Raw genomic sequence first — 23,162 nt, 5'->3', positions numbered from 1 at the left:
ATTCAGCGGATTTTTTATTATCTGTATATACCCTATACCCTGAACTGCGCAACTGATTGACGCAGTTCTTCAGCAAGTCGTGCAACTTCATGGCTGGAGTCAGATGTTTGCTCTGCGCCAGAGGCTGTCTCTTCAGCAATTGCAACAATTGACTCAAGTAACTGGCTAATCTCATTTGATACCTGGTTCTGCTCTTTAGCTGCGCCTGAGATCTGCTCGCTCATATCGTGAGCTAAATGCACGGCGTGGGTAATCGAATCCAGTGCAGATGTCGCCACTTCGGTTTGGGTAACACAATTCTCTGCCTGTTTCTTACCCTTGTTCATGGCTTCAACCGCCGCCTGGGCACCACTTTGCAGCACTTGAATCATCGCCTGAATTTCCTGAGTAGACGCTTGGGTTTTACTGGCCAGCGAGCGCACCTCATCAGCCACTACCGCAAAGCCACGACCTTGTTCTCCCGCGCGCGCTGCTTCAATTGCGGCATTTAGCGCCAGCAAGTTTGTTTGTTCTGCGATACCACGGATAACATCGAGAATGCTGCCAATTGAAGCGCTGTCTTTATGTAATTTATTAATCACTACAGATGCTTGCTCAACCTCTTTCGACAGTTGGATAATGGTGCTCTTATTATCCAGTGAAATTCCTTTTACCCGCTCTGCTTCTTTATCTGCATTCTTAATTTCCGCCAGTGCGTCGTTAGAGCTTTGTAATACACCTTGCGAGGTACTGCTCATTTCAGTAGTAGCGGTCGCAGCCTGGGTGACCTGTGATTTCTGCTCACGAATTGCCTGTGTAGTCTGAACGGTAATGGCAGACGTTTGCTCTGAGGCCGCTGCCAGTTGAGTAGAGCGGGAGATGATTCCCTGGATAAGTTGCTGCAGATTGCTCACTACAGTATTAACGTTGCGCGCTAATTCACCAAACTCATCTTTTGCAGTTGCATTAAGCGTTTTTGTTAAATCGCCGGAAGCGACCACGCCCAGCATGCTATTTACCTCAGCCAAAGGTTTAACAATACGTCTGACCGTAACGGTTGCAATAAACACCGACAGAATAATTGAAATAATCACGACGATGAAAATCCAGGTAATAGCATTAGCAACACCTGAAGTCGCATTTTGTTCAATTTCCTCTGCCGCATTCCTGGTCAGGTTAAGCAGGGTATCTAACCGTTGCATACCGGTTTGGGTATATTGATTTGCGGTGGTTAATTGGGCCTCTGCATCTGCAGTACCTGCGAGGAGTTGTACTTTTAAAGCGGGAATGCCGTCAGCACCTTCCAGGTATCCTGAAATTTGCTGCACTTTGTCAGCGATGTCTGCGGTCATTGTTACCGCACTGCCAGCTTGTTGCTGGATTATTGCAACCTGCTCCCGCAGCTCCTGTAAACGAAAGGCAATCTCATTACTTACGGTGGCTACGGTGGTATCGGTTTCAGTGCGGTTCAAATCTATAACGTTATTAATCAGAGTGTTAATGCCAGTTTCTATCTGGGTCGCAGCCTCATAAGCACGGGGGAATCTACGCTGAACATCACGGACGTCAGTGAAATCGAGGATAAGCGAAGCCATATCATCAGCGCTAAATTCTAAGTCGCCCATTTTGCTGGTAATCGTGCTACGTAACTGAATGTTGCTGTCTAAGCGGCGTTGCAGCTTGGTACTGGCTTCAATGAAATTTCGGTAAGTCTCACTGACTTGCTCGGCGCCTTCACGCAGTTCTGGATGCTGTGCTATGGCCTGGCGAAGCGCATCAGCTGATTTTTCGTAAATAACTTTTTCCTGAGCAAAGCGTTGGTTAACGACAGCCGTTTTCTCCAGCGTGTCGGCATAAAAACCTTGCAGGCTGGCACGACTCATTGTAATAAATTCAGTTTTCATCGTCGCACTGTTTTGCAGTGCCGGAATAGAAACTTCATTAACTTCAGTGGTTGCGTTACTAATATTGTTTAGACTGATATAGGCGGTCACACCAATAAACAGCAGTAACAGGGAAATGATGGCAAAACCACCCATCACCCGCAACGCTACGGTTAACTTCATAATAACTCCCACTTTAGTATTTTATTTAAAGCACATTAGCTTAAGATTTGCTGCTTAACAAGACTGAACAAGCCGTTTTGACGCTTCAGCGGTAAATGGTTTATTTAGCCGCAGCAACACTGTATCGCTGTTGCCGCTCAATACAGAATGCTGTAAGGGTGTTACCCCAAACACAGCCCGTATCCAAGGCATGAATATCCTGAACCGGACTATAGCCATTTAGTGCCGCCCAATGCCCGAAAAAGAGTTCCGGATGCGTTTTGGTGCGCCAGAATTCATACCAGGGTACTAAGCCACTTTGCTTTAGCGGACTGCCTTTTTCCTTTAAGCTTAATGCGCCATCAGGCTGACAAAACCGCATTCTGGTGCAGGCATTAATGGTAAAGCGCCATTGTTGTTGCTCAGTCTGGGCCTGCTGCCACATGCTCGGTGTATCGCCGTACATAATAGCAAATATTTGTTCTGGCTGACGCTTTAACTGCTTGCTAACTGCTGCAGCTGCTGCCTCTGCCTCATTTATTGTCCACTCTGGTGCAAGCCCGGCATGCACCATCCATTGTTTGTTATCGCTGCTTTGATGGATTAAAGGCAGTTGTAACAGCCAAGCAACCAGTTCTTCCAGATTGGGAGCCTGTTGCAATTGATCCAGCTTGTCTGCGGCTTTAATATTACTGAACCCAAAATAGCTGGCCAGAAAATGCAAATCGTGATTACCCAGTACGCATTTAGCAGCATTGCCCAGTGTCTTGATGAAATTTAAGGTGGCAAGTGAATCGGGGCCCCTGGCGATCAAGTCGCCACAGAACCAAAGCTGATCGTCAGCAGGGGTAAAGTTAACATGCACCAGCAAGCGTTGCAGCGCATCGTAACATCCCTGGACATCACCGATAACATAGGTGGCCATCAGTTCAGAATATTAGGCATGGCCAGCCTGAATACTGGTATCGCGGCTTTAAATCGTTGTTCAGAGTGGCTAATCATTTCGTAATGCCCTTGCATTGTCCCGACAGGGGTTTCCAGCATCGCACCACTGGTATAACTGTAGCTTGACCCCGGTGCAAGTTCTGGTTGTTCACCAACTACACCATCTCCGTAGACTTCAGCTTGTTTGCCATTGGCGTCAGTAATCAGCCAGTACCTTTTTAAAAGGGTAACGGCCTCTTTACTGCAATTTTCGATAGTAATGGTATAGGCAAATACAAAGCGATCTTCTGCGGGATCAGATTGTGCACCCAAATAAAAATTATCGACCTTTACCTGAATATCAAACTGCTCACTCATCTTTACCTTCCTGCTCTGCCAACCATTGCGCTACCTTAATAAAGCCACTGACAGGTAACTGTTCCGGTCTGATAGTAGGATCGATACCCAAAGCACTTATTTGCTCAGCAGTGGCAAAATTACTAAAGCCGTTACGTAAGGTTTTACGGCGCTGATTAAACGCCTCTAAACATACTCTGTTTAGTATGGCAGGATCAACTTTTGCTCTGTCGGCTACCGGGTAGGGAATTAACCGGACTACTGCAGAATCGACTTTTGGCGCAGGGATAAATGCGCCTGGTCCTACTTCAACTACGGGTATTGCCTGGCAATAATATTGGGTCATTACACTAAGACGACCAAAAGTTTTACTGCCATGACTGGCTGTCATACGCTGCACTACTTCTTTTTGCAGCATAAAATGCATGTTGTTGATATGGTCAGCAAACTCGAATAAATGAAACAGCAGCGGCGTAGAAATATTATAGGGCAGGTTACCAAAGATTTTTAGTTTCTGACCGGGTGCCAGTAACCCAGCAAAATCGAATTTCATGGCATCTGCCTGATGCACTGTCAGCTTATCTGCCAGCGTCGGGTGCTGCTGTAAACGTTCGGCCAAGTCACGATCGAGTTCTACCACAATAAGCTTACCGGCCGCCTCTGCAACTGGCTCGGTAAGGGCGCCCAGCCCCGGACCAATTTCCACCAGCACATCCGTTGATTTAGGAGCAATAGCTTTAACGATTCTGCCGATAACATGGGGGTCGTGTAAAAAGTTCTGGCCAAAACGTTTTCGGGCGCGATGGCCCTGATGAACATTGTCTGTCATAAATTAATTCGCTTGTTGAGCCAGAGTAATCGCTTGATTAACCGCGTGAAATAAGCTGCCAGGATCAGCTTTGCCGCTGCCGGCAAGATCCAGGGCCGTACCATGATCGACCGAAGTCCGGATTAGCGGCAATCCGAGGCTAATATTGACCGAACGACCAAAGCCTTTAAACTTTAGCACCGGTAACCCCTGGTCGTGGTACATCGCCAATACCGCATCTGCGTCATCCAGGTATTTGGGTTGAAATAAGGTGTCAGCGGGTAATGGCCCTACTAAATCGATACCCTCAGCTCTTAACTCGTCCAGGGTTGGGCCGATAGTATCCAGTTCCTCCCGCCCAAGATGGCCATCTTCACCGGCATGGGGGTTTAGGCCACAGACGTAAATTCTGGGCTTAGCGATGGCAAATTTATGTTGCAGGTCATGGTGCAGAATCGTAATCACTTTTAACAGGCGGTCCCGGGTAATTGCTTTGGCGACATAAGCCAGGGGAATATGGGTTGTCGCCAGCGCTACTCGCAAGCCTTCAGTGGCCAGCATCATTACCACGTACGGGGTGTTTGACTGATGCGCAAAGAATTCAGTATGACCACTGAAAGGAATACCCGCTCTGTTAATAATGCCTTTGTGGACAGGGCCCGTAACAATCGCCGCAAATTCCGTGCTAATGGCATTTTCACCAGCAAATTGCAGCGTATTGACCACATACTGGCCATTAGCGACATTCAGCACACCTGGCTCAACAGGTTCGCTCAGGGCAAAATCAGCGACAGTAAGTGTGCCTGCTGCCTGAGCTTTAGCAGGAACCTTACTGTCATAGGGTAATAACTTAAGATCAATACCCAATAATGCTGCCCTGGTGTTCAGTAGGTCTGCATTGCCGCACACCACCAGCTCTACCGGCCAATCCTGGCGGGAAAGCGCAACAACCAGATCCGGACCGATGCCAGCGGGTTCACCGGGCGTAACGGCAATGCGCAGTGTCATCTAACCCTCCGGTAAAACGTCAATGAAGGCTTCGTCGCGTATTTCTTTTAGAAAATTTGCAGACTCTTCATTAAAACGACGGTTATAGATCATCCGGTAGACCTGGTTACGCTTTTTATCAGCCGTAGCATCTACTATCCGCTTATCCAGCACCTGAGCGATATGCCAGCCGTGCTCTGTCCTGAAAGGCTCACTAATCTCGCTCGGTTCCAGACGCAGTAGCGTATCACGGAATGCCGGAACAAATACCTGAGGTTCACTCCAGCCTAAATCACCACCATTCATTTTTGAACCCGGATCTTCAGAATGCTGTTTGGCCAATTCAGCAAAATCGGCTTCACCGGCGCGAAGTTTACTGACAAACTGATTAAGTGTATTACGGGCGCGCTCTTCGCTAAGAATAATAGACGGTTTGATTAAAATGTGGCGCGATTTAATTTCTTGAATTTCAGCAACATTTTCACCACGGATATCGAAAATAGTTAATATGTGAAAACCGGCACCAGAACGCATCGGGCCAATTAAGTCGCCTTTTTTCTTGTCGCGAATGCTTTCTGAAAACAGGGTTGGCATTTCATTAATATTCATAAAACCAAGCTCACCGCCTTCCAATGCTTTTCCACCAGAAGAAGAGGCAATAGCAATGCGTTTGAAATCACTGCCGCTTTGCAGCAACTCCATTATTTTGTCTGCCCGATCTTTGGCTGCACTGATATCGTCCGGCGTTGCCTGACTAGGGATGGCAACCAGAATATGCCCCAGGTTGTATTCCTCACTGACAGCGCCTTGCTCTTCCATTAATTTCAGTAGACTGTCAACTTCCTGCGGGCTGATATAAATTCGACGTTGCACACTGCCGCGGACCACCTCGTTAGTAATAATTTCTTCCCTGAGTTTTTCTCTGAATCGCGCATAGTTACCTTCTTCAGCTTCAACTTTCTGACGGAATGCTTCGAGACTGAGATTTTCATCCTGAGCAATATTACGAATGGTATCGTCAAGCTGTGCATCACTGATTTGCAACCCCATTCGCTCTGCGAGCTGCAGCTGCAGACTGCTTAAAATCAGGCGCTCCAGCGCCTGAGTGCGCAATGCCTGGTCAGAGGGAAGGGTTTGCCCCTGGGACTCTGCGTTACGTTTAACCCGGTTTACCACATCATCGATATCGCTCTGTAAAACAACACTATTGTCAACAATAGCGGCAACCCGATCGATCTCCTTTACGGCTGCACTACTGGAAAAACTTAATACACCGATAAAAGCCAGACAGATTACTTGCTGTAACTTCATAAATTCCTACACTAATTAGTTAGTAAATACGGCCTGCGGTAACCAAAAATGCCATTTGATAACATGTCTGATACGCCAAAACCTGCTTTATCACCAAAGCCTTTTAACACAAATTGCAAACTAAGGCCGCTGTCCAGTTCGCCAAACTGCAGCGCATTGTCAATACTGGTATCAAGATTTGCCACAATATGGCGCCGGGCTACCAGCCGGACTGCCCAGCAGCAGGATTCATATTGCACACCAAAATTGGCATCTATCATACGATGATTAGTAACATCACGATAGTAACTGGCGATAAGCTGCCAATCTTTTGCCAACGGCACTGTGCCCAGTACACCCACTTGCTGAATTTCTAACCCTGAGACCGCACGGGTGTAGCGATGGTTCAACTGCAGTAAGGTATTCTCACTGCCCCGGTAGTCGAGGCTGGCGTTACTCTTAATAATTCTTTCACCATCAATATCATACTGAGTTGCCGCACTAAAATACCATTTACGGTACCAATGCCAGATCATTTCAGCAGCTAATACAGAGTCCGTTGCCGTTTGGTTTTCGTTCAGATTATCAGCAGCCTCGACCGGGTCTTCCAGAAAAAAGATTTGACCCAGACTAAATCGAAATAACTCGTTATCAATGTTGTCGTAAAAGCGGGTGGTCCAACCCACAGTTAATTGATTCGCCTCATTTATTCTGTCTATACCAGAGAAACGATTTTCCCGGAACAAGCCATGATAGTCATCCTGTAAGCGGGTGGTATCATACAAACCAATATTATTCTGTTGCCGGTAAGGTATGTATAAATATTGAATTTGCGGCTCAAAGGTTTGCAGTGCAGGCTCGCCAAACCAGTCGTATTCCCGCTCCATATTTAACCGGCTGTAAAGCCGTATTTTGGGTAATGCCCGCTGCACTGAGGTATCAATATCAGCGCTATCACTCTCCTGTTGATAATAGGTATAGAGCATACTCGCCTCAGCAGTAAATTCGAGTGCCGGGGTAACAAAGGGTAAACGCAGTTTGGGTTCAACATGTAAGCGGTTCGCAGCATTAATTAAGGCATTATCATTTTCAAAATGCGCATAGCTGGCCTGCCATACCAGCTGAAGAGGTTTGAATAGCTGTAGCGGTCTGGCAGAGCTTAGCTGTAATTCAGGCAACATTTTATAGGCGTCGGCAAAATTACCCAATATTTCGAACCCCTGTAGCCTGAGCAGACTATTGATATTCTCGCCATAGTGGGCAAGAGTTGCCTCACGATAAAGTTGGGTATCACTCTGGTTGACGTAATCTGACCCTAATTCAGTAATGTACGCATCGTCACTGACATCAGTAAAGTCGATATAACCACGCCAGTTGTCTGTGAAATCAGAGCGGTGGTTCAAATGACTTAGGTAACGACTACCGAAATTATCCGGCTTTTCATTATCTGTACCGAGGTATTCAAGTTGCATAATGCCGTGGTGGTCAGCTGTCAGATAGCGAAATTCTGATTTGAGCTGGGTGCCACGTTTGCTCATATAACGGGGGGTCAGAGTCAGATCGTAGTTCTCGGCTAAATTAACATAATACGGCAATTCAACATCAAGCCCCAATAACTGAGAACTGCTTATCTTTGGCAACAACAAACCGGTCTTTCGTTGCTCGTTAACCGGAAACGTCATGTAGGGTAAATAAAATACCGGAATGTCTTTGATTTTAAAAACAGCATTGCTGGCCGCCCCCCAACCTTCACCTTCATTAATTTTAATGTCACTGGCGTGTAAAGCCCAGCTATTATCATCGGTAGGGCAAGTAGTAAATAACGCCTGGTCCAGGCGAATTTGTGCCGGACTGGCCTGCAGGCTTTGGGCGTAACCTCGTCCCGCCTGAGCCAAAAATTGATAATTTGCGTTGGCTATCAGTGCACTGTTTTCAGCGGTATTGGCCCGAAAAGAGCTGGCGGATACTTTTAAGCTACTATCAAAATATTCAATGCCACCTTCAGCAAAAATTTGCTGCTCACTGCGACTAAAGCGGGCAGCGGGTGCCGTTAATAAGGTATCACGATGGATAATCTGCACATTACCATTGAATAGGGCGGTCTGATTGCCACTGAGATCAGCATCATCAGAGCTGATCCGAACCGTGTTGTCATCCGGGTTCAAGCTGCCCAATACAACAGGTGGAGTTAGTGGTTGATAACACATTGGTATAACAGTTTCATTGGCGTGCAGCTGATTACAGAGCAAGCCTGTGATTGTTATCCCGGTAAACCATAGTTTCATCCAGTCTTCTCTGCCCCAGATTTATCATTTTTTTGATAAGATTAGCCCGCTATGATAAATCAATTTTAGATTTCCTGCTAATCCGATATAGTGCGCTGCTACGATAGTCACTGGCCTCTTTCAGTAACTTAGAGCAACATATACCACGTAGTTCAGTTTGTGAGGAAAATACTTTGTGGGGTAAAATTCTTGGAGCCTTGTTTGGACTAGCCTTGTTGAGACTGCCAGGCTTGTTTATTGGCTTAATTCTGGGACATTGGTTCGACATGAAAATGGGCGCAAACCTGGCGAGGTTTCGCGGTTTATTTCACGAAACCGCTGATCAGCAAGGCTTGTTCATGTACACCACGTTTGCCACGATGGGGCATATTGCTAAAGCAACGGGTGTGGTGACAACTGCTCATATTCAGCAGGCCAGGCATTTTATGCAGCAGCTTGGTCTGAACGAAACTCAGCAGCAGGAGGCTCAGGCTGCGTTTCGTGATGGTAAAGCCAGTAATTTCCCTTTGATGGCGCAACTGCAAACATTTTATCAGCATTATGGTCGTCAAAATGACGTGATAAAGTATTTTCTGGAAATTCAGCTGGGTATTGCTAATGCCAACGGCGAGATGAGTCAGCAACAGCAGATATTGCTGCAGCAGGTTGCAACCCAACTGGCGATATCCCGTATCGAATTGGAACAATTGGTGGCTGCTTATCGGGCCCAGCAGCGATTTAACCAAAGAAATACGCAACGCCCGACAGCAAATGCCGCCCAGGATGCCTATAAAGTGCTGGGCGTCAGCAACGATTGCAACGAAAAAGAGTTAAAACGGGCATATCGCAAATTAATGGCCCAGCACCATCCCGATAAACTTATGGCAAAAGGGGTACCTGCGGCTATGCTGGATGTTGCAAAACGACGCACTCAGGAAATTCAGGCGGCTTATGAACTGCTGAAGAATCGGCAGTAGTCAGTTAGATTTAAAGCCCTGAGCTGTGCAGCCAACCTGTTATTTCTTTCAAGACCCAGGCATTAATATCTTCGTTATAAAAAGTACCGGACAATTGACGCTGGCGGTAGTTGGTTTTTAAATTACGTTGCACTAATTGTTGTCTTAGCCCCAAATTAGCATTAGCGAATCTATTGTCGCGTTGATGACTGATGTCCAGCGTTGGGATCGACTGCTGCGCAATTAAACCCGCTAATTCGCGATTCAAATCAACATCCGCCAGATAGACTCCCAGCATAATAAATGCCGCAGGCGATTCAAGCTGGTTTGTAGTAAACAACTGGTTAAGCAAGGCTGCATTACTACCCTTGGCAATAATAATGATATTGCCGCCCTGCGATTTAGCCTCGTTAAAGGCCGCCAGCATTCGCTCAGCAAGTAGTCGCTGGTAAGTGGTCGCGTCTTGTTCCAGGCTGAATTCTGCAGGTGGCGGAACCATGATAGCCAGAGTGTGCCAACCGTGATCATTTAACTGCACCCGTAAAGGTTCAAGATAATCAGGGCTTACGGGTCGTTCAGCCCAGTCAGGCACCAAAATGGCAGTACCCTTGGTATAGCTGGTCAGTGCCTGGCGTTGCAGCACCATAAAGCTGCCAGTTGCACTGGTTAACTCGGTAACTTCGCTGGCAAGGATCTGGCGTTGCACATCCCGTTGCCAGAGTTGCTGGATAGAAGGGGGCTGCTGAGCTGCTGCCGTAATCTGAATAACAGCAGCAACTAACAGCCAGAGTAGTCCCCGATGGAGCGTTTTGTTCACATATAACCTGTTAACTGACCCCTGTTATAGGCTGTTATCGGCCAAGCCGGTGATAACGTTAGCAGTATCGTTACCATCGATATATTCTGGAAAGGTATATAACACCTTGCCATCATGACTGAATTTCACATAGCTCTCGCCCTGTTCAAGCAGCTCGATCGCAATCGAAGACGGCATAATGAAGCAGAATGTTGTCGGTTTAAATTCGGCAAGGGCTTTTGCCATTTCCTTAAGTTGTTCGTTTACGGCCAGACGCTGGGTTTCATTTTCATCGCTACAGACATGCGCAGATTGCTGTAAAGATACAGACTGCTCAGCCTGCACATTAAAGGTAATACAGGCTAATACTGCGGCAATAGCACAGTAACGACCAATAGCTTGTATAGACATATGTAGTTCCTCAAACGGCTTAAAGACAACTAAACCTAGCAGGAAGTTTTGTGGGCGGCAATAAAAAAAACCGCCAATAAAGGCGGTTTTTTAGTAAACGTCAGAAAATTAACGCAATACAGGTTCTTTTACTTTCGCTGTTACTTTAGCTTCAATTCGCTGGTTAGCTGCGTTAGCGGCAGGGGTACTGTCGTTAATGCGTGGCTGGGTCTCACCGTAACCAACAGAGGTAATACGTGAAGATTCAACACCTTCACTGGTCAGGATATCAGCGACTGATTTTGCACGACGCTTAGACAACAGCATGTTGTATGCATCGTTACCCGGTTTAGAAGCATGACCTTCAATCACTACTTCTGATTCAGGGAAGCGCTTCATGAAAGCGGCCAGCTGAATGATTTCTGAGCGTTGGTCAGCAGACACTACCGCAGAATCAAAACCAAATTTCACTTCAACGTCAACATCACCCACGCGCTGCATAGTTTCTTTGAAAACGGTACATCCTTGTGGATCTACCTGATGATTCGCAGCGGTATTCGGGCAGCGGTCGTTGCTATCTAACACGCCGTCTTTATCACTGTCTGCAGGTTTTGCTGGAGCAACAGGTTTAGCCGGGGCAGGCGCCGGAGCTGGTGCAGGCGCTGGCGCGGCATTAGCACCAAAAATCCAGCTGGCACCCAGTTTGATGCCGGCATCATACCATGAGCCGTTATTAATACCTTCGTACCGGGTTGCTTCGGCAAACAGCGCGACATCATTGCGGATAAAATAACGGTAACCGACACCCACGTTCAGTGCATCTGAACTAACATTGCCTTCGAAATGTTTCCAGCCAGCAACGATATATAAATTTGTATCGGTCAGATGATACATCGCATCAACACCAAAACGATCAATACCAATACTGCCGCCAGTTAAAGAATCTAACCGTTGTCTTGCATATTCTAACCGCACGCCCCAGTTCTGGTTTACACGGTAACCTAATTCAGCACCAACACCAGGTCCATTTTCAACATTATCCCATTCGGCTGAAAGTGATTTGTTTTCATGTGACCAATAATATTCACCGAATAAAGAACCAAATACTTTACTTTCTAATTCAGCTGCTGAAGGTGATTGTGCTAAAGCCTGAGTGCTGATAAACGGCAGGGCAGCCAATACAGCAAGGGCAGTCATTTTAAGTTTCATCCATTTCTCCTTAGATTTAATCCAGCATTAAATAGCTAGTTTTTATTCCTGCTAACTATTTACCTGCCATCTATATTACAAGTCGTTTGTATTAAAATTTGTTGTTTATTTTTTCTTTATTAAAAATAGTACAGCAATTTGTTATTTAGCAACCTAATATGCTGAGTATCATAAGCCAGTTAACTGAATATGGGGTTAATACTTTTAAAAAGAAGTCAAAAAGCACAATTTACTTCAAAAATAAGTGTTTTACCATTCACTGGGTGCTGCAGTGCCAAAGTGTGGGCATGCAACTGCAAACGCTCTGCCGCGGCATAGGCTTCAGGGGATGCATAAAACTTGTCACCGAGTATAGCATGCCCGATCATTTGCATGTGTACCCGCAGCTGATGAGAGCGGCCGGTTACCGGTGTTAACTGCACCCGGCTGGCCGTGACCGAGCGCTCCAGTACCTGATAATGCGTAACAGAGGGTTTGCCGCGCTGATAACATACCATCTGTCTGGGACGGTTTGGCCAGTCACAAATTAATGGTAAACAAATTGTTCCCTGATCTGCAACTATCCGGCCAGCAACTCTGGCGATATAGCTTTTTTGGGTTTGGCGCAGCTGAAACTGCCGGTTTAGCTGGCGCTGGGACTCGGCAGTTAACGCAAATACCATCACACCTGAGGTGGCCATATCCAGTCGATGAACAACACGTGCCGTGGGAAATACTAACTTTACGCGATATTCCAGACAGTCCCAGTGCTCCGCCGCTTTGCCCGACACCGAGAGCAGACCACTGGGTTTGTTAACAACCAGAATATCGTCATCCTGATAGATGATCTCAAGATAGGGAGTCAGCGGCGGCTGATAATGAAAAACACTCATTAATCGTGACTCACCACGATAAGTCTGATGGCATCAAGTTTCAAACGAGCCTTTCCAATATAATCTGTCAGGTGTTGTTGCTTGGTTATCAGGCTATCAATTTCCTGCTGACGGATTAACGGATTAATTCGCTTTAAAGCGATTAAGCGCTGTTGATCCTCCTGCATGACCTGTTGCATTTTTTTACTGGCGCTCAGTCGCAAAGTCGTTAGCTGCTGTGCAGCACTTTTGTCACTCTCTGCAAGCAATGGATGGATGACGCTCTGTAACGCATTAACCAGTTTACTTGCTGTTTGCCGGCCAACCGGCTTTAACTGCCGGTTGAAGTTATCAAAAGGAACCTTCGCCGCCAAATCTTTGCCAGTTTTATCAAGCAGCAAGCGGATGGGCGTACCGGGCAAATATCGGCCTAGTTGCAGATAAGCGGGAGCGCTGGCCTCAACAATATAAATAAGCTCGACGAAATAGCTGCCAACAGGCAGAGCTTTGTTAGGCAGTAATGCCACGGCCGTATTTCCCATATTGTCGTTTAACAATAAATCCAGGGTGCCGGTAACCATTGGGTGATCCCAGGTTAAAAACTGAATGTCCTCTTGCGCCAGCGCGGTATCCCGGTCGAATGTGATAGTTACACCATCGTCCTCAAGTCCCGGATAAGCACAACGTAAATGTTCAGCCGCTGTTAAAATGATACTGGTATCAGAGCGATCTTCCTGATTAACCCCCAACAAATCCCAAGCCTGAAACATTAGCATTGGCAATTGTACATCAGCATCAGCTTGGGCAAGCTCTGCTGCCAGAAGCCGGGCCTGCTCACCGCCGGCGGAGTTCAGTTCTAACAGCTTATCCCGCCCTTGTTCCAGTTGCTGCTGCAGCTGTTGATGATGCAGCGCACTATGGCTTAACAGTTGTTCCACCGCCATCACATCCGGCTGCGGAGCAGCCAGCAAAGCCAATAATGCCGGGCCGTCCTGTTCATACACAGCGCGTCCTGTCTGGCAGGTGTGCTCAAACGCGTTCAGGCTTTGCTGATACCACTGCAGTAATATCTGCTGCGCACCTTGTTTAAAGTATGGAATATGCAATTGAATATCATGCTGCTGGCCTATTCTGTCTAAGCGGCCAATTCGTTGTTCCAGTAAATCCGGATTCAGGGGTAAATCAAACAATACCAGATGGTGGGCAAACTGAAAGTTGCGTCCCTCACTGCCGATTTCTGAACAGACCAGCACCTGGGCACTATAATCTTCCTGAGCAAAATAGGCCGCTGCTTTGTCGCGTTCAACAATTGACATGCCTTCGTGAAAGACTGCCGCCCGGATCCCTTCTTTCTGACGCAACGCTTCTTCCACTGCCAGTGCTGTTTCGGCCGCCGCGCAGATCACCAGAAATTTGGCCGGTTTATGTTGCTTTAACAGGCCTGTTAAATATTCAATACGAGGATCAAATTGCCACCATTGGCTATTGCCACCCTCAAACGCCTGATACACCTGCTCAGGAAATAAATTGGCGTTGGCCAGTTCCGCAACAGAGCTTTGCTGATTCAGGCTCTGAAATACTTTAAGGGCGTTCTGGTACTGTTCAGGCAAGTCCAGTGCTACAGGCCTTGCTATCCGGCTCGGAAAACCTTTGATACTGGCGCGACTGTTCCTGAATAAGATTCGGCCTGTGCCGTGGCGGTCCAGCAACTTGCCAAGCAAGCGCTGTCTGGCCGGCTCCGCGTCATCAGGTGCCTCAGGTTCACTGAGTAAGCTGAGCTCGCTACTGATATCTTCTTCTTTGATCAGCCGTTGCAGGTCACTTTTCAATTCGTCGTTAAGTTGAGATGCACTTAGCAATTGTTTAGCGGTTGTTGCAATATGCTGGTACTGGCTTTGCTCTTCAATAAAAGAGTGAAAGTCGTAAAAGCGGTCTGGATCAAGCAGGCGCAAACGGGCAAAGTGACCTTGCTGACCGAGTTGATCCGGAGTGGCGGTGAGTAAGACAACGCCGGCAGTATCCTGAGCCAGGCTCTCAACGCTTCGGTACTCTTTACTGGCATGTTCTGCAGTCCACGCAAGGTGATGGGCTTCATCAACGACCAGCAAGTCCCAGTCGCTGCTTTGGGCGTGTTCCAACCATTGTTTGTTGCTACTGATAAACTCCAGGCTGCACAGCACCAGTTGTGCAGTATCGAACGGATTGCTGACATCAAGCTGTGACTGCTGACAGCGTTCTTCGTCAAACACCGAGAAATGCAGGTTAAATCGGCGCAACATTTCCACCAGCCACTGATATTGCAGCGACTCGGGTACAACGATAAGTACCCGGGTGGCTAGCCCGGACAACAATTGCTGATGAATAATGAGGCCGGCCTCGATGGTTTTACCCAGGCCCACTTCATCGGCTAGTAAAACCCGCGGCGCGTGGCGGCTGGCAACTTCCCTGGCAATATGAAGTTGATGCGGGATCAGGCTCATGCGCCCGCCCTGCAAACCACGTAACGGGCTTTGCTGTAACCGGCTTTGCTGCTGCCAGGCCAGGTAACGTAAGGTAAAGTGATCAAAGCGATCAATCTGACCGGCGAAAAGACGGTCTTGAGGTTTATTAAAGCTGATAAAGTGATCAAGAAAAGTTTCTTTCAGATCGGCTTTTTCATCGTTGTCGGTGCGGATACCACTGTATATCAGGGTATTATGTGCCTCAGTGACTGACGCCACAACTAAACTGAAACCTTCCGCGCTTTTTATTTCATCGCCAATATTAAAGATGACTCTGGTAAGGGGAGCCTCCGCCTGCGCATATTGCCGCGTTTCACCGGTAGCCGGGAACAACACCGTCAGCATCCGCCCCTCGATACCCACCAGAGTACCTAAACCAAGGTCAGATTCAGTATCGCTGATCCAGCGTTGTCCCAAAGCAAAATTCATATCAAAGCACCATCATAAAATCGGGGCGCCATGGTACTAGTAAATCAATAAAACTGCATCTGCCATCCACTTTTATTTTAGCGTTAATCACTGTCATTGCTATGTCATGATGATGTCGCAAAGTATTGTTATAGCAAAATAGCTATTTAATTCAAGAATTGGCCGCCAACTGGCGCAGTTGCACTATTATTAGTTAAGTGCTTAGTTATTAGTTAAGTGCTTAGTTTAGTGACATGAAGCTGACAGCTACAAAAGGGCTTAAGAGTTAACTTTGTTTAGTTTGAAGGAGCTGCGTATGGCGCGAAAAAAAAGCAAAGAAAAAAAAATCTATGTATTAGACACCAATATTCTGCTGCATGAACCCTTCGCCTTCCTCAATTTTGAAGAACACGACGTTGTCATTCCGATGACAGTACTGGAAGAACTTGACCACATTAAAGACCGCAATAAAGACGTAAGCAGAGATGCCCGGGTGGCTATCCGGGCGCTGGAAGACGTGCTGCGTGATGCGTCTCCTGAACAAATGCTTCAGGGCGTGGCGTTACCCCGTCAAAATGAGCAGCTTGGAGGTGGGCACTTATTTATTATCAATGATCATCACATCAAAGATGAGATCCCCGGCTTGCCAGGTGGTGAAAACGACCACTTAATTATTAATACTGCTTTGTATCTGCAACGTGAAAAAAGCCCGGTGAAAGTCATCCTGGTAACAAAAGATATCAACATGCGCTTGAAAGCCAAAGGCGCCGGCTTAAAGCAGGTTGAAGACTACCGGACCGATCAGCTTATTGATGATGTGCGCTTTTTGTATAAGGGCTATTATAAATTTAGTGGCGAATTCTGGAGTCAGGTAGGCGAATGTCGTAGCGAAAACGAAGGGCGGGACACGGTTCATTACGTCAGCCGCAAAATATTGCCCACGGCCTACATCAATGAATATCTGATTGATGAAGCCGAAACCTTCGCCGGGCGTGTGCTGGCGATTAGTGAGCAAGAAATTAAAATTCTCGACTTTGGCTATGAGCGCTTGATGCATCGCCATGCTTGGGGGATCCACCCCAAAAACATATATCAGGCGATGGCAATGCAAGCGCTGCTGGATACCGAGATGGATTTGGTGATCCTGACAGGCCCTGCTGGCTGTGGCAAAACACTTATCGCACTGGCGGCCGCCCTTGAACTGGTGATCGAAAAGGGCCAGTATGAGAAGGTTATTGTTACCCGAAACACCCCGGAAATCGCGGAATCAATAGGTTTTTTACCGGGTACCGAAGAAGAAAAAATGGCACCGTGGCTTGCTGCGATCACTGACTCACTTGAAGTATTGCATAAAACCGATGAGCACCCTCATGCCAGTGTTAATTACATTATGGACAAGGCCAACATTCAGTTCAAATCGGTTAACTTTATGCGAGGCAGAAGTATTCAAAATGCGATTGTTATTCTGGATGAATGTCAGAATTTAAGCGCTGCCCAGCTTAAAACCATTATTACCCGTTGTGGTGAGGGTACCAAATTGATTTGCTCCGGCAACTTATCGCAAATTGACAGCAATTACCTGACCGCGGTGACCTCCGGTTTAACCTATATTGTGGAGCGCTTTAAAAATTTTGAAGGCAGTACCACCATTAATCTGAATGGCGTGGTTCGAAGTCGATTAGCATCTTTTGCTGAGGCGAATTTATAATCGCAAAATCAGCCCAATAATCACAAAATGTGGCGGTGGAAAAAAAGCCCCGCCACGGTTTGCATATCAATAGAAATAGTCTAGGATTTGCCAAACCAAAAAAAATAGCGCAATGCAAAGGAGTTGCATGTCTAGTCCAGCCTATGCTGTTTATCGCAGAACCGTCAGATTTTCTTTAGTGGTGATAGCGGCCCTCAGTTTCAGCGTGGCATTTGTCCAGTTTCTGTTGCAGTTTAATACCAACCTGCAGCAAAACCGGCAACAACTTGAAATGTTTGCTCAACAAATGGATGCGCAGATTGAGCCGGTTTTGCAGTTTTCTCAGGCGGTGAATGCCAGAGGCAAATTGGGTATGCAAATGGCCGTTACAGACAACACGCAATTACCTTTGTTATCTCTAACTACTCTCGATGTCATATTGCATGAGCTTTCCCATGCAAATCAGCCGGTGAATCCGGAGCTGCACATGTTGCTGCAGCTGCAACCTTATTTTGATATTGCCCCAGCCAGCATTACCCCACTGAAAAACATGTTTTATATCTCAGAGCAAGGCTTCGCTTATAATGGTCAATCGAAATGGTCTGACTATGTGATTGAGCACCTCGTTGAGTGGCTGCAGCGTTATCAGCGTTCTGAAAACGGTTATGACCGTAACCCGGTTTTTTACAAAGATTTTATCCTTGAACAAGCGGCCATGAGTGTACCTTTTTATGTCAATGAACGTAAAATTGGTCGCTTTGTTTTCGCATTGGAATTGGCGCCGTTGCTGGCGACCCTGGAAAAAAATAACCCTGATCGCTATTTTCTGTTGCTGGACCAGGCTGGCAATGTCATTGCCAGCTCAATGTTTATCAACGGTGATAACCTCGAACAGTACCAAATGCAAATCCAGCGACTGACTGGCATACCATGGTCACTGGCGCTGATTGATAAGCGTGGCTCGTTATTTTATGCAGGTATTACTCAATTTACTATAAACTGGCTTAGCTATGCCGCGGCATTGCTAGCACTGGCCTGGCTACTGGCAAGGCGTTATAAACGGAAAATAATGGGGCCATTGCAGCGCTTATCGACGCATATTGACAGGCTACAGCACGGGCAGGCCGGGGTACGACGCGTTCCGGAAGGCTGGCAGGATTTATTCGCAAGAGTCAGCCAGCTCAAAGCAGACGATAAGCCAGAAACTGATTGAGGACATAAACTTTTTGGCTCATTGACAGCTGACCCGGAGGCAGCGGCTCAGTGGCAGATGGGTCGACAACCAGATAAACCGTGCCCTGCAAGTTGACGGTTAGTTCACCTGGCCCTGCGGGCACTGCCAGCGCCAATAGCGTTCGTTCAGGTAAGTATAAAATAGCTAACGGCAAGTTTGGTATGCTGCTGCGAAGCAGGGTGGCAAGCAACACCGTTTTGCTGGCACTGTCACCCTGATGTTGCCGCAGTACCTGTAGCGGCGGAGCGAAAGTGACACCGTATTGTCGTTGCTCTGCCGGATGCTCTGGAATAAGCTGAACCCAGGTCAGCAAACTGGTTATCAGCTGCTGCTGATCAGCCACGCCAAGCTGCTCGACCACGGTTTGAGCTACACCGGCAATATCAGCCAGGCTTTGCTGAATTACTTCCGGGTGATCAACTGTGATTAACTGCCGATTGTCGGCAAGCAACAGTTGTTGATACCCCATACGCTTTAGATACTGCTGCTGATATTGCTGACTGAACTGCTGCAGCTTTTGTTGCAGTTGCTCTGTCTGGGCCATTGCAGCTTGTGACAATGGTGCCGCGGACGCATGGTGTAAGGTAAAGTGCTGCCAGTTGCCGCCCGGGCCCGGTGTCAACCAGTAAGGCCCCGCCTGACTAGCCTGAAGCTGCAGTTCCCGCCATAACTCTTGTTGCATCCTTTGTGGCACATAGGTCTGGACCATATTAGCATTATGCTGAAGGCGGCCAGGGTCGAGCGAAAACTGTAACCGAATATCCTGCTCCAGCGCCCGAAACTGGTAACGGAAAGTACGCAGATTATTATCCACACTCTGCTGCATACTCAAGGGTTGCGCTTGCAACAGCAATGGCAGCAGAAAACATAAATAGCTTTTTCGCAATTAGTCCCGCTTTTTTCGTCTGAAAAAAACTAAGCATAACCCCAACATCAACACCACGCCAGTGGAGCCCGCGGATACCTCAACGCTGCTGCTGGTCAGGATCCGATCGCGCTGATAATCTTCAAGGGCCAGCGCATCCAGCGCGCTGAGATCGTAACCTGATGCTTCCGCTAACAGATAGCCAGTATTAGCATCAAAGATCCGGATGGTTAGCAGGTAAAAATTCGTAGGGTAGTGGTGTTCCAAATCCGTTTCTATACCCAGCCAGTCGTTGCTACTCTGGTTAAATAATTCAAATACTGAACTGGTGTAATAAATTCGCTCACTGCCATAATCGGGGGTCAGGCTCAGTTCGGCGAAAACCTGGCGATACGCATAGTCGGTATCCACATCAAACTCTACATATAGGTGGTGAAAGTAACCGTTATAGTTGTCATCCTTGGCCAGGCTGATATCAATACTGTGAAACCATACATCAGACTGATAGCTCTGGTTAACGGCTGAACCTTGTGCTTTGTTTATTTGCATTGCAGCTTGCTGCGAACTTCTTACTTCATTGCTAATGCTGTCTGCCAGGCTTAGTAAGGGGACTAATAACAATAAACCGGCTGCTGTTTTCAGTAGGGTTTTCATAAGCAGATCTCCTTTATATTTGTTACTATTACAGCCTAATGCGCTGAATTTCAGCTGAACTTATGAGTAAAGGAAGAGTAAAGAGATGAAGTTGTCACGCCGGATTGACGTGCAGGCAGCAGGCCAGGCGATTGCCATACTCGCGGCGGCGATACCGGAACTTCCTAAAGGCCGGCTGAAAGACGCGATGAGTAAAGGCGCAGTGCAATTGCTGAGCAAGCCGGCAAAACGGCTGCGCAGATCCCAGTATGCGGTTAAAGCCGGCCAGGTGCTGCAACTGCACTATGACGCCGATATTCTCAGCCGCAGCTGCCAGCCCGCCAGGCTGATTGCCGACTACCGGGCCTATAGTATCTGGTTTAAACCCGCTGGGATGTTGTCACAGGGCAATGAATGGGGCGACCACCTAAGCTTGTTGCGATTTGCAGAACAACATTTTGGTAACCGGTCAGTTTTTTTGCTGCATCGACTCGATCGTGAAGCCAGTGGGTTAGTGCTGGTTGCCCATACCAAGGCCGCGGCGACCGCGTTTGGTAAACTGATTGCTGGCCACCAGCTGACTAAAACCTATCTTGTGCAGGTAAAGGGTCAGCTAAGTCCTGCCTTACTGGCCGAGGCAGAAATCAGTATGCCACTCGATGGCAAGGCCTGTTTAACCCGGTTTGTGCTGCGTTGTTTCGACGCTGAGACCGACACCAGTTGGTTAGAAATTGATTTAATCAGTGGGCGGAAACATCAAATCCGGCGCCATTTCGCAGCTGTCGACCATCCGGTGATGGGCGATCCACGATATGGTGAGGGTAACAAAAACCAAAGTGGTCTGGCGCTGCAGGCAAGTGCCATGGCCTTTACGTGCCCGTTGCAGCACCATCAGCGCAAGATCGCGCTTAGCAGCGAGTTACAACTCGCTGGTGTGTGTGGGCTCAGTCAGCAGCGCCCGGCTTAAGTTAGCGGGCAGAGCTTCATTGTTTAGGGTAAGTGTTAAGGTGCCCAGTTGCAGTGCATTTATCATATCCAGCCTGAGATTACTGCTTTGCCATTCACAGGGGCGGGGTTGCTTTGCAGTGAGTTCGAGTTGCCAGCTATGCGATGTGTCGTCTGCAACGCTTGCCAGTTTCCAGCTAAGCCAGAACGCTTCACGCAGCGCTGTCAGCTCATGAGCTTGCCAACGGGGCCCGAGTAACTGCGACACCTCAAGTTGTAACCGAACCAGGTGGCCTGCTGTTGCCAGCGCGGGTAACTCCTGTTGCAAGTCCGCTTCAAGCTGCCGGGCAAAACAGGCTGCTTCTCTGGGGCTTGACCGGTAGCCAAGCCATAACACATCACTATTGATACAGCAGCCACTAAGCTGCGAGATATTCAGGTTGCGCAATAAAGCCTGTAGCGGCTGGCGCAGGGCCTCCTCGCCCAGATCAAGTTTTAGTTGCTGACTGGCCGGTAGCGCTATAGCCAATAATTGTAAAGGTTGTTTACTGCGGCTGTCCTGTTGCAGCCGTTCACAAAACCGACTCCAGTTATGAGACAGCAAAAATGCCAATTGCACTGATTTAGTCTGGATATGGCGGTTTCGCTGACGCCAATACATCCAGCCACACCCAATAAGCAGTAACAGTAAACATGTAGTGGCCATTTGCCAGTACCAGAGTGTCTGGCGCAGACTCTGTTGCTGTAATAGCTGAGCCGCGTGGTTGTTGTGCTGAGTATTACTCTGTTTTAACTGATCTTTTAGTTCGGTAAGCTTTTCTGCGGTAGTGTTTGTTAGCTCGGCAAATTGTAGCTTATTGGCTTGTTGATTAAACAAATACGCTTGTTGCCAGTCCTGCTGATGCTCTGCCAATTGGGCCCGCAGGCTGTAATAGCGGGCTTGCAGGTAATTGGCTGCGCCCTCCATGCCGGGGCTAAGCTCAGCAATAACTTGCTCAGCTTGTGTAAAGTGTTCTTGTATCAGGGCTAACTCGGCTAATGCCAATGCACTTTCCTGTACATACGTCTGAGCGCCTATTTGCCGGAACTGTTGCAATGCCGCGTTGTAATATTGAGCCGCCTGCAAATTGTCGCCACGTAATCTGCTCGCACGGCCCAGACTTTGTTTAACGATGGCAGTACGCATTACATTATTAATTTGCTCACTGATGGCAAGCGCTTCCAGTAGGTATTGTTCGGCTTGAGTAATGCCTTCAGCGGATTCAAGGTAGCTTTCAGCGATGTAAACCAGGGTATAACTGTAACTGGATAAGTCATTAAGACGTTGATAAAGGCTGGCAGCATGCTGCATATGCTCCAATGCCAGAGTATGTTCGCCAATTTTGCGAAAGGCCATACCTAGCCGGAAGTGAATGGAGGCCAAGGCATTGCTATCATCCAGTGTGTCGGCAAGAACCAGTGCTTGCTTTAAGTGCTGATGCGCCTGGTTAAACTGATTATTCTGCAGTGCCAGCCTACCGAGCATAATCCGGGCGGCCAACTCTTTATGACGATCTTGCAGGCCGAGCGCTAAATTCAGGCTCTGGCTGGCAAAATGTTCTGCCTGAGCTAAGTCGCCCAGTTGGTTATGCGCCTGGGCAAAATTGGTCAGTACTTCACTGTATAATTGCCGCCCGGCAATATCTGTGCTGGTGCGCAAAAAGGTGTCTGCCTGCTGCAAATAACTGATGGCATGGCGGGTGTCACGAAATAAAATACCATAGACTTTGGCCCGAAGCAGTGCAACATGGGCACGCTGCTGATCACTGTCGGCTAATGCGTCAGCCTGCTCCAGGGCAGCAATGGCGGCATCTTTGTTGTTAGCGCTAAGGTACGCCTGCGCCAGCACCAGCCAGTCTGCATAACGCTGTTGCTGGTTGTTGGCCAGTTGTTCGGTAATGACCTGCTCGTAATTTTCTGACGCCAGCCGTAAGCGTTCAGCCAGCTCAGTTGCCGGGGCAACTGCACTGAATAACAGACTGCCAACGAACACT

At 47.8% G+C, this 23,162-nt stretch carries 19 protein-coding genes; 4 read left to right on the top strand and 15 right to left on the bottom strand.

The features are described 5' to 3' along the window. Nucleotides 1-32 precede the first annotated feature (32 nt). From ABY802_RS03120 to ABY802_RS03090, 7 genes are all read right to left on the bottom strand, one after another. Nucleotides 33-2,045, bottom strand: coding sequence for a methyl-accepting chemotaxis protein (locus ABY802_RS03120; RefSeq protein ID WP_372625550.1), 2,013 nt, complete (start codon nucleotides 2,043-2,045; stop codon nucleotides 33-35). Between the two features lie 100 nt (nucleotides 2,046-2,145). Continuing rightward, on the bottom strand, nucleotides 2,146-2,949 hold the full coding sequence (locus ABY802_RS03115; RefSeq protein WP_372625549.1) for a symmetrical bis(5'-nucleosyl)-tetraphosphatase: 804 nt from the start codon (nucleotides 2,947-2,949) through the stop codon (nucleotides 2,146-2,148). Next, nucleotides 2,949-3,326 (bottom strand): Co2+/Mg2+ efflux protein ApaG, encoded by a 378-nt coding sequence (gene apaG / locus ABY802_RS03110; protein ID WP_372625548.1) that lies wholly within the window; start codon nucleotides 3,324-3,326, stop codon nucleotides 2,949-2,951. The genes ABY802_RS03115 and apaG overlap by 1 nt, the downstream gene beginning before the upstream one ends. Continuing rightward, entirely contained in the window at nucleotides 3,319-4,134 is an 816-nt protein-coding gene (rsmA, locus tag ABY802_RS03105; protein ID WP_372625547.1) for a 16S rRNA (adenine(1518)-N(6)/adenine(1519)-N(6))-dimethyltransferase RsmA, read from the bottom strand. Before rsmA ends, apaG begins: the two co-directional genes overlap by 8 nt. A gap of 3 nt (nucleotides 4,135-4,137) precedes the next feature. Next, nucleotides 4,138-5,121, bottom strand: a complete 984-nt coding sequence (gene pdxA / locus ABY802_RS03100) for a 4-hydroxythreonine-4-phosphate dehydrogenase PdxA (protein ID WP_372625546.1) — start codon at nucleotides 5,119-5,121, stop codon at nucleotides 4,138-4,140. Further along, nucleotides 5,122-6,411 (bottom strand): peptidylprolyl isomerase SurA, encoded by a 1,290-nt coding sequence (surA, locus tag ABY802_RS03095; protein WP_372625545.1) that lies wholly within the window; start codon nucleotides 6,409-6,411, stop codon nucleotides 5,122-5,124. It abuts the gene before it with no gap. An 11-nt stretch (nucleotides 6,412-6,422) separates the two neighbouring features. Next, nucleotides 6,423-8,675 (bottom strand): LPS-assembly protein LptD, encoded by a 2,253-nt coding sequence (locus ABY802_RS03090; protein WP_372625544.1) that lies wholly within the window; start codon nucleotides 8,673-8,675, stop codon nucleotides 6,423-6,425. Nucleotides 8,676-8,848: 173 nt separating this feature from the next. Here ABY802_RS03090 and djlA point away from each other — a divergent pair, with 173 nt between their 5' ends. After that, complete coding sequence (gene djlA, locus ABY802_RS03085) at nucleotides 8,849-9,631, top strand: co-chaperone DjlA (RefSeq protein WP_372625543.1); 783 nt, start codon at nucleotides 8,849-8,851, stop codon at nucleotides 9,629-9,631. A gap of 10 nt (nucleotides 9,632-9,641) precedes the next feature. Here the strand turns inward: djlA and ABY802_RS03080 are convergent, their stop codons facing one another. The 5 genes from ABY802_RS03080 to rapA form a co-directional block, all read right to left on the bottom strand. After that, a complete protein-coding gene (locus tag ABY802_RS03080; protein WP_372625542.1) occupies nucleotides 9,642-10,427 on the bottom strand; it encodes a DUF3530 family protein in 786 nt (261 codons plus the stop codon). A gap of 24 nt (nucleotides 10,428-10,451) precedes the next feature. Next, nucleotides 10,452-10,817 carry a hypothetical protein gene (locus ABY802_RS03075; protein WP_372625541.1) on the bottom strand — a complete coding sequence of 122 codons (366 nt, stop codon included), beginning with the start codon at nucleotides 10,815-10,817 and terminating at the stop codon, nucleotides 10,452-10,454. A gap of 108 nt (nucleotides 10,818-10,925) precedes the next feature. Beyond that, nucleotides 10,926-12,005: an OmpA family protein gene (locus ABY802_RS03070; RefSeq protein ID WP_372625540.1), complete on the bottom strand. Its 1,080-nt coding sequence runs from the start codon at nucleotides 12,003-12,005 to the stop codon at nucleotides 10,926-10,928. A gap of 215 nt (nucleotides 12,006-12,220) precedes the next feature. Beyond that, on the bottom strand, nucleotides 12,221-12,877 hold the full coding sequence (locus ABY802_RS03065) for a pseudouridine synthase (protein ID WP_372625539.1): 657 nt from the start codon (nucleotides 12,875-12,877) through the stop codon (nucleotides 12,221-12,223). Next, nucleotides 12,877-15,786, bottom strand: coding sequence for an RNA polymerase-associated protein RapA (gene rapA, locus ABY802_RS03060; protein ID WP_372625538.1), 2,910 nt, complete (start codon nucleotides 15,784-15,786; stop codon nucleotides 12,877-12,879). The genes ABY802_RS03065 and rapA overlap by 1 nt, the downstream gene beginning before the upstream one ends. A gap of 295 nt (nucleotides 15,787-16,081) precedes the next feature. On the opposite strand from rapA, the gene ABY802_RS03055 reads away from it, so the two are divergent. Continuing rightward, nucleotides 16,082-17,473 (top strand): PhoH family protein, encoded by a 1,392-nt coding sequence (locus ABY802_RS03055; RefSeq protein ID WP_372625537.1) that lies wholly within the window; start codon nucleotides 16,082-16,084, stop codon nucleotides 17,471-17,473. 127 nt (nucleotides 17,474-17,600) lie between these two features. Further along, the gene (locus tag ABY802_RS03050) at nucleotides 17,601-18,665 is read left to right on the top strand and encodes a hypothetical protein (RefSeq protein WP_372625536.1); all 1,065 of its coding nucleotides are present in this window, start codon (nucleotides 17,601-17,603) and stop codon (nucleotides 18,663-18,665) included. Here ABY802_RS03050 and ABY802_RS03045 read toward each other — a convergent pair. Further along, on the bottom strand, nucleotides 18,634-19,500 hold the full coding sequence (locus ABY802_RS03045) for a hypothetical protein (protein ID WP_372625535.1): 867 nt from the start codon (nucleotides 19,498-19,500) through the stop codon (nucleotides 18,634-18,636). The two genes, ABY802_RS03050 and ABY802_RS03045, sit on opposite strands and share 32 nt — an antisense overlap. A gap of 72 nt (nucleotides 19,501-19,572) precedes the next feature. Further along, on the bottom strand, nucleotides 19,573-20,205 hold the full coding sequence (locus ABY802_RS03040) for a choice-of-anchor H family protein (RefSeq protein ID WP_372625534.1): 633 nt from the start codon (nucleotides 20,203-20,205) through the stop codon (nucleotides 19,573-19,575). A gap of 85 nt (nucleotides 20,206-20,290) precedes the next feature. Here ABY802_RS03040 and ABY802_RS03035 point away from each other — a divergent pair, with 85 nt between their 5' ends. Then, nucleotides 20,291-21,151: an RluA family pseudouridine synthase gene (locus tag ABY802_RS03035; RefSeq protein WP_372625533.1), complete on the top strand. Its 861-nt coding sequence runs from the start codon at nucleotides 20,291-20,293 to the stop codon at nucleotides 21,149-21,151. Here the strand turns inward: ABY802_RS03035 and ABY802_RS03030 are convergent. After that, nucleotides 21,104-23,161 (bottom strand): hypothetical protein, encoded by a 2,058-nt coding sequence (locus ABY802_RS03030; protein ID WP_372625532.1) that lies wholly within the window; start codon nucleotides 23,159-23,161, stop codon nucleotides 21,104-21,106. The genes ABY802_RS03035 and ABY802_RS03030 overlap by 48 nt on opposite strands. Nucleotide 23,162: the final 1 nt, after the last annotated feature.

This window comes from Arsukibacterium sp. (assembly GCF_041616895.1).
Lineage (GTDB): Bacteria > Pseudomonadota > Gammaproteobacteria > Enterobacterales > Alteromonadaceae > Alishewanella.
This window is presented reverse-complemented; position numbering and strand designations above follow the sequence as displayed.

What these genes read in the sequence shown, in the direction of transcription:
- ABY802_RS03115 (WP_372625549.1), bottom strand. Translation starts at nt 2,949, where the DNA reads ATGGCCACCTATGTTATCGGTGATGTCCAGGGATGTTACGATGCGCTG.
- ABY802_RS03035 (WP_372625533.1), top strand. Translation starts at nt 20,291, where the DNA reads ATGAAGTTGTCACGCCGGATTGACGTGCAGGCAGCAGGCCAGGCGATT.
- rsmA (WP_372625547.1), bottom strand. Translation starts at nt 4,134, where the DNA reads ATGACAGACAATGTTCATCAGGGCCATCGCGCCCGAAAACGTTTTGGC.
- ABY802_RS03055 (WP_372625537.1), top strand. Translation starts at nt 16,082, where the DNA reads ATGGCGCGAAAAAAAAGCAAAGAAAAAAAAATCTATGTATTAGACACC.
- ABY802_RS03120 (WP_372625550.1), bottom strand. Translation starts at nt 2,045, where the DNA reads ATGAAGTTAACCGTAGCGTTGCGGGTGATGGGTGGTTTTGCCATCATT.
- ABY802_RS03075 (WP_372625541.1), bottom strand. Translation starts at nt 10,817, where the DNA reads ATGTCTATACAAGCTATTGGTCGTTACTGTGCTATTGCCGCAGTATTA.
- ABY802_RS03065 (WP_372625539.1), bottom strand. Translation starts at nt 12,877, where the DNA reads ATGAGTGTTTTTCATTATCAGCCGCCGCTGACTCCCTATCTTGAGATC.
- ABY802_RS03050 (WP_372625536.1), top strand. Translation starts at nt 17,601, where the DNA reads ATGTCTAGTCCAGCCTATGCTGTTTATCGCAGAACCGTCAGATTTTCT.
- ABY802_RS03070 (WP_372625540.1), bottom strand. Translation starts at nt 12,005, where the DNA reads ATGAAACTTAAAATGACTGCCCTTGCTGTATTGGCTGCCCTGCCGTTT.
- ABY802_RS03090 (WP_372625544.1), bottom strand. Translation starts at nt 8,675, where the DNA reads ATGAAACTATGGTTTACCGGGATAACAATCACAGGCTTGCTCTGTAAT.
- surA (WP_372625545.1), bottom strand. Translation starts at nt 6,411, where the DNA reads ATGAAGTTACAGCAAGTAATCTGTCTGGCTTTTATCGGTGTATTAAGT.
- rapA (WP_372625538.1), bottom strand. Translation starts at nt 15,786, where the DNA reads ATGAATTTTGCTTTGGGACAACGCTGGATCAGCGATACTGAATCTGAC.
- ABY802_RS03040 (WP_372625534.1), bottom strand. Translation starts at nt 20,205, where the DNA reads ATGAAAACCCTACTGAAAACAGCAGCCGGTTTATTGTTATTAGTCCCC.
- pdxA (WP_372625546.1), bottom strand. Translation starts at nt 5,121, where the DNA reads ATGACACTGCGCATTGCCGTTACGCCCGGTGAACCCGCTGGCATCGGT.
- apaG (WP_372625548.1), bottom strand. Translation starts at nt 3,326, where the DNA reads ATGAGTGAGCAGTTTGATATTCAGGTAAAGGTCGATAATTTTTATTTG.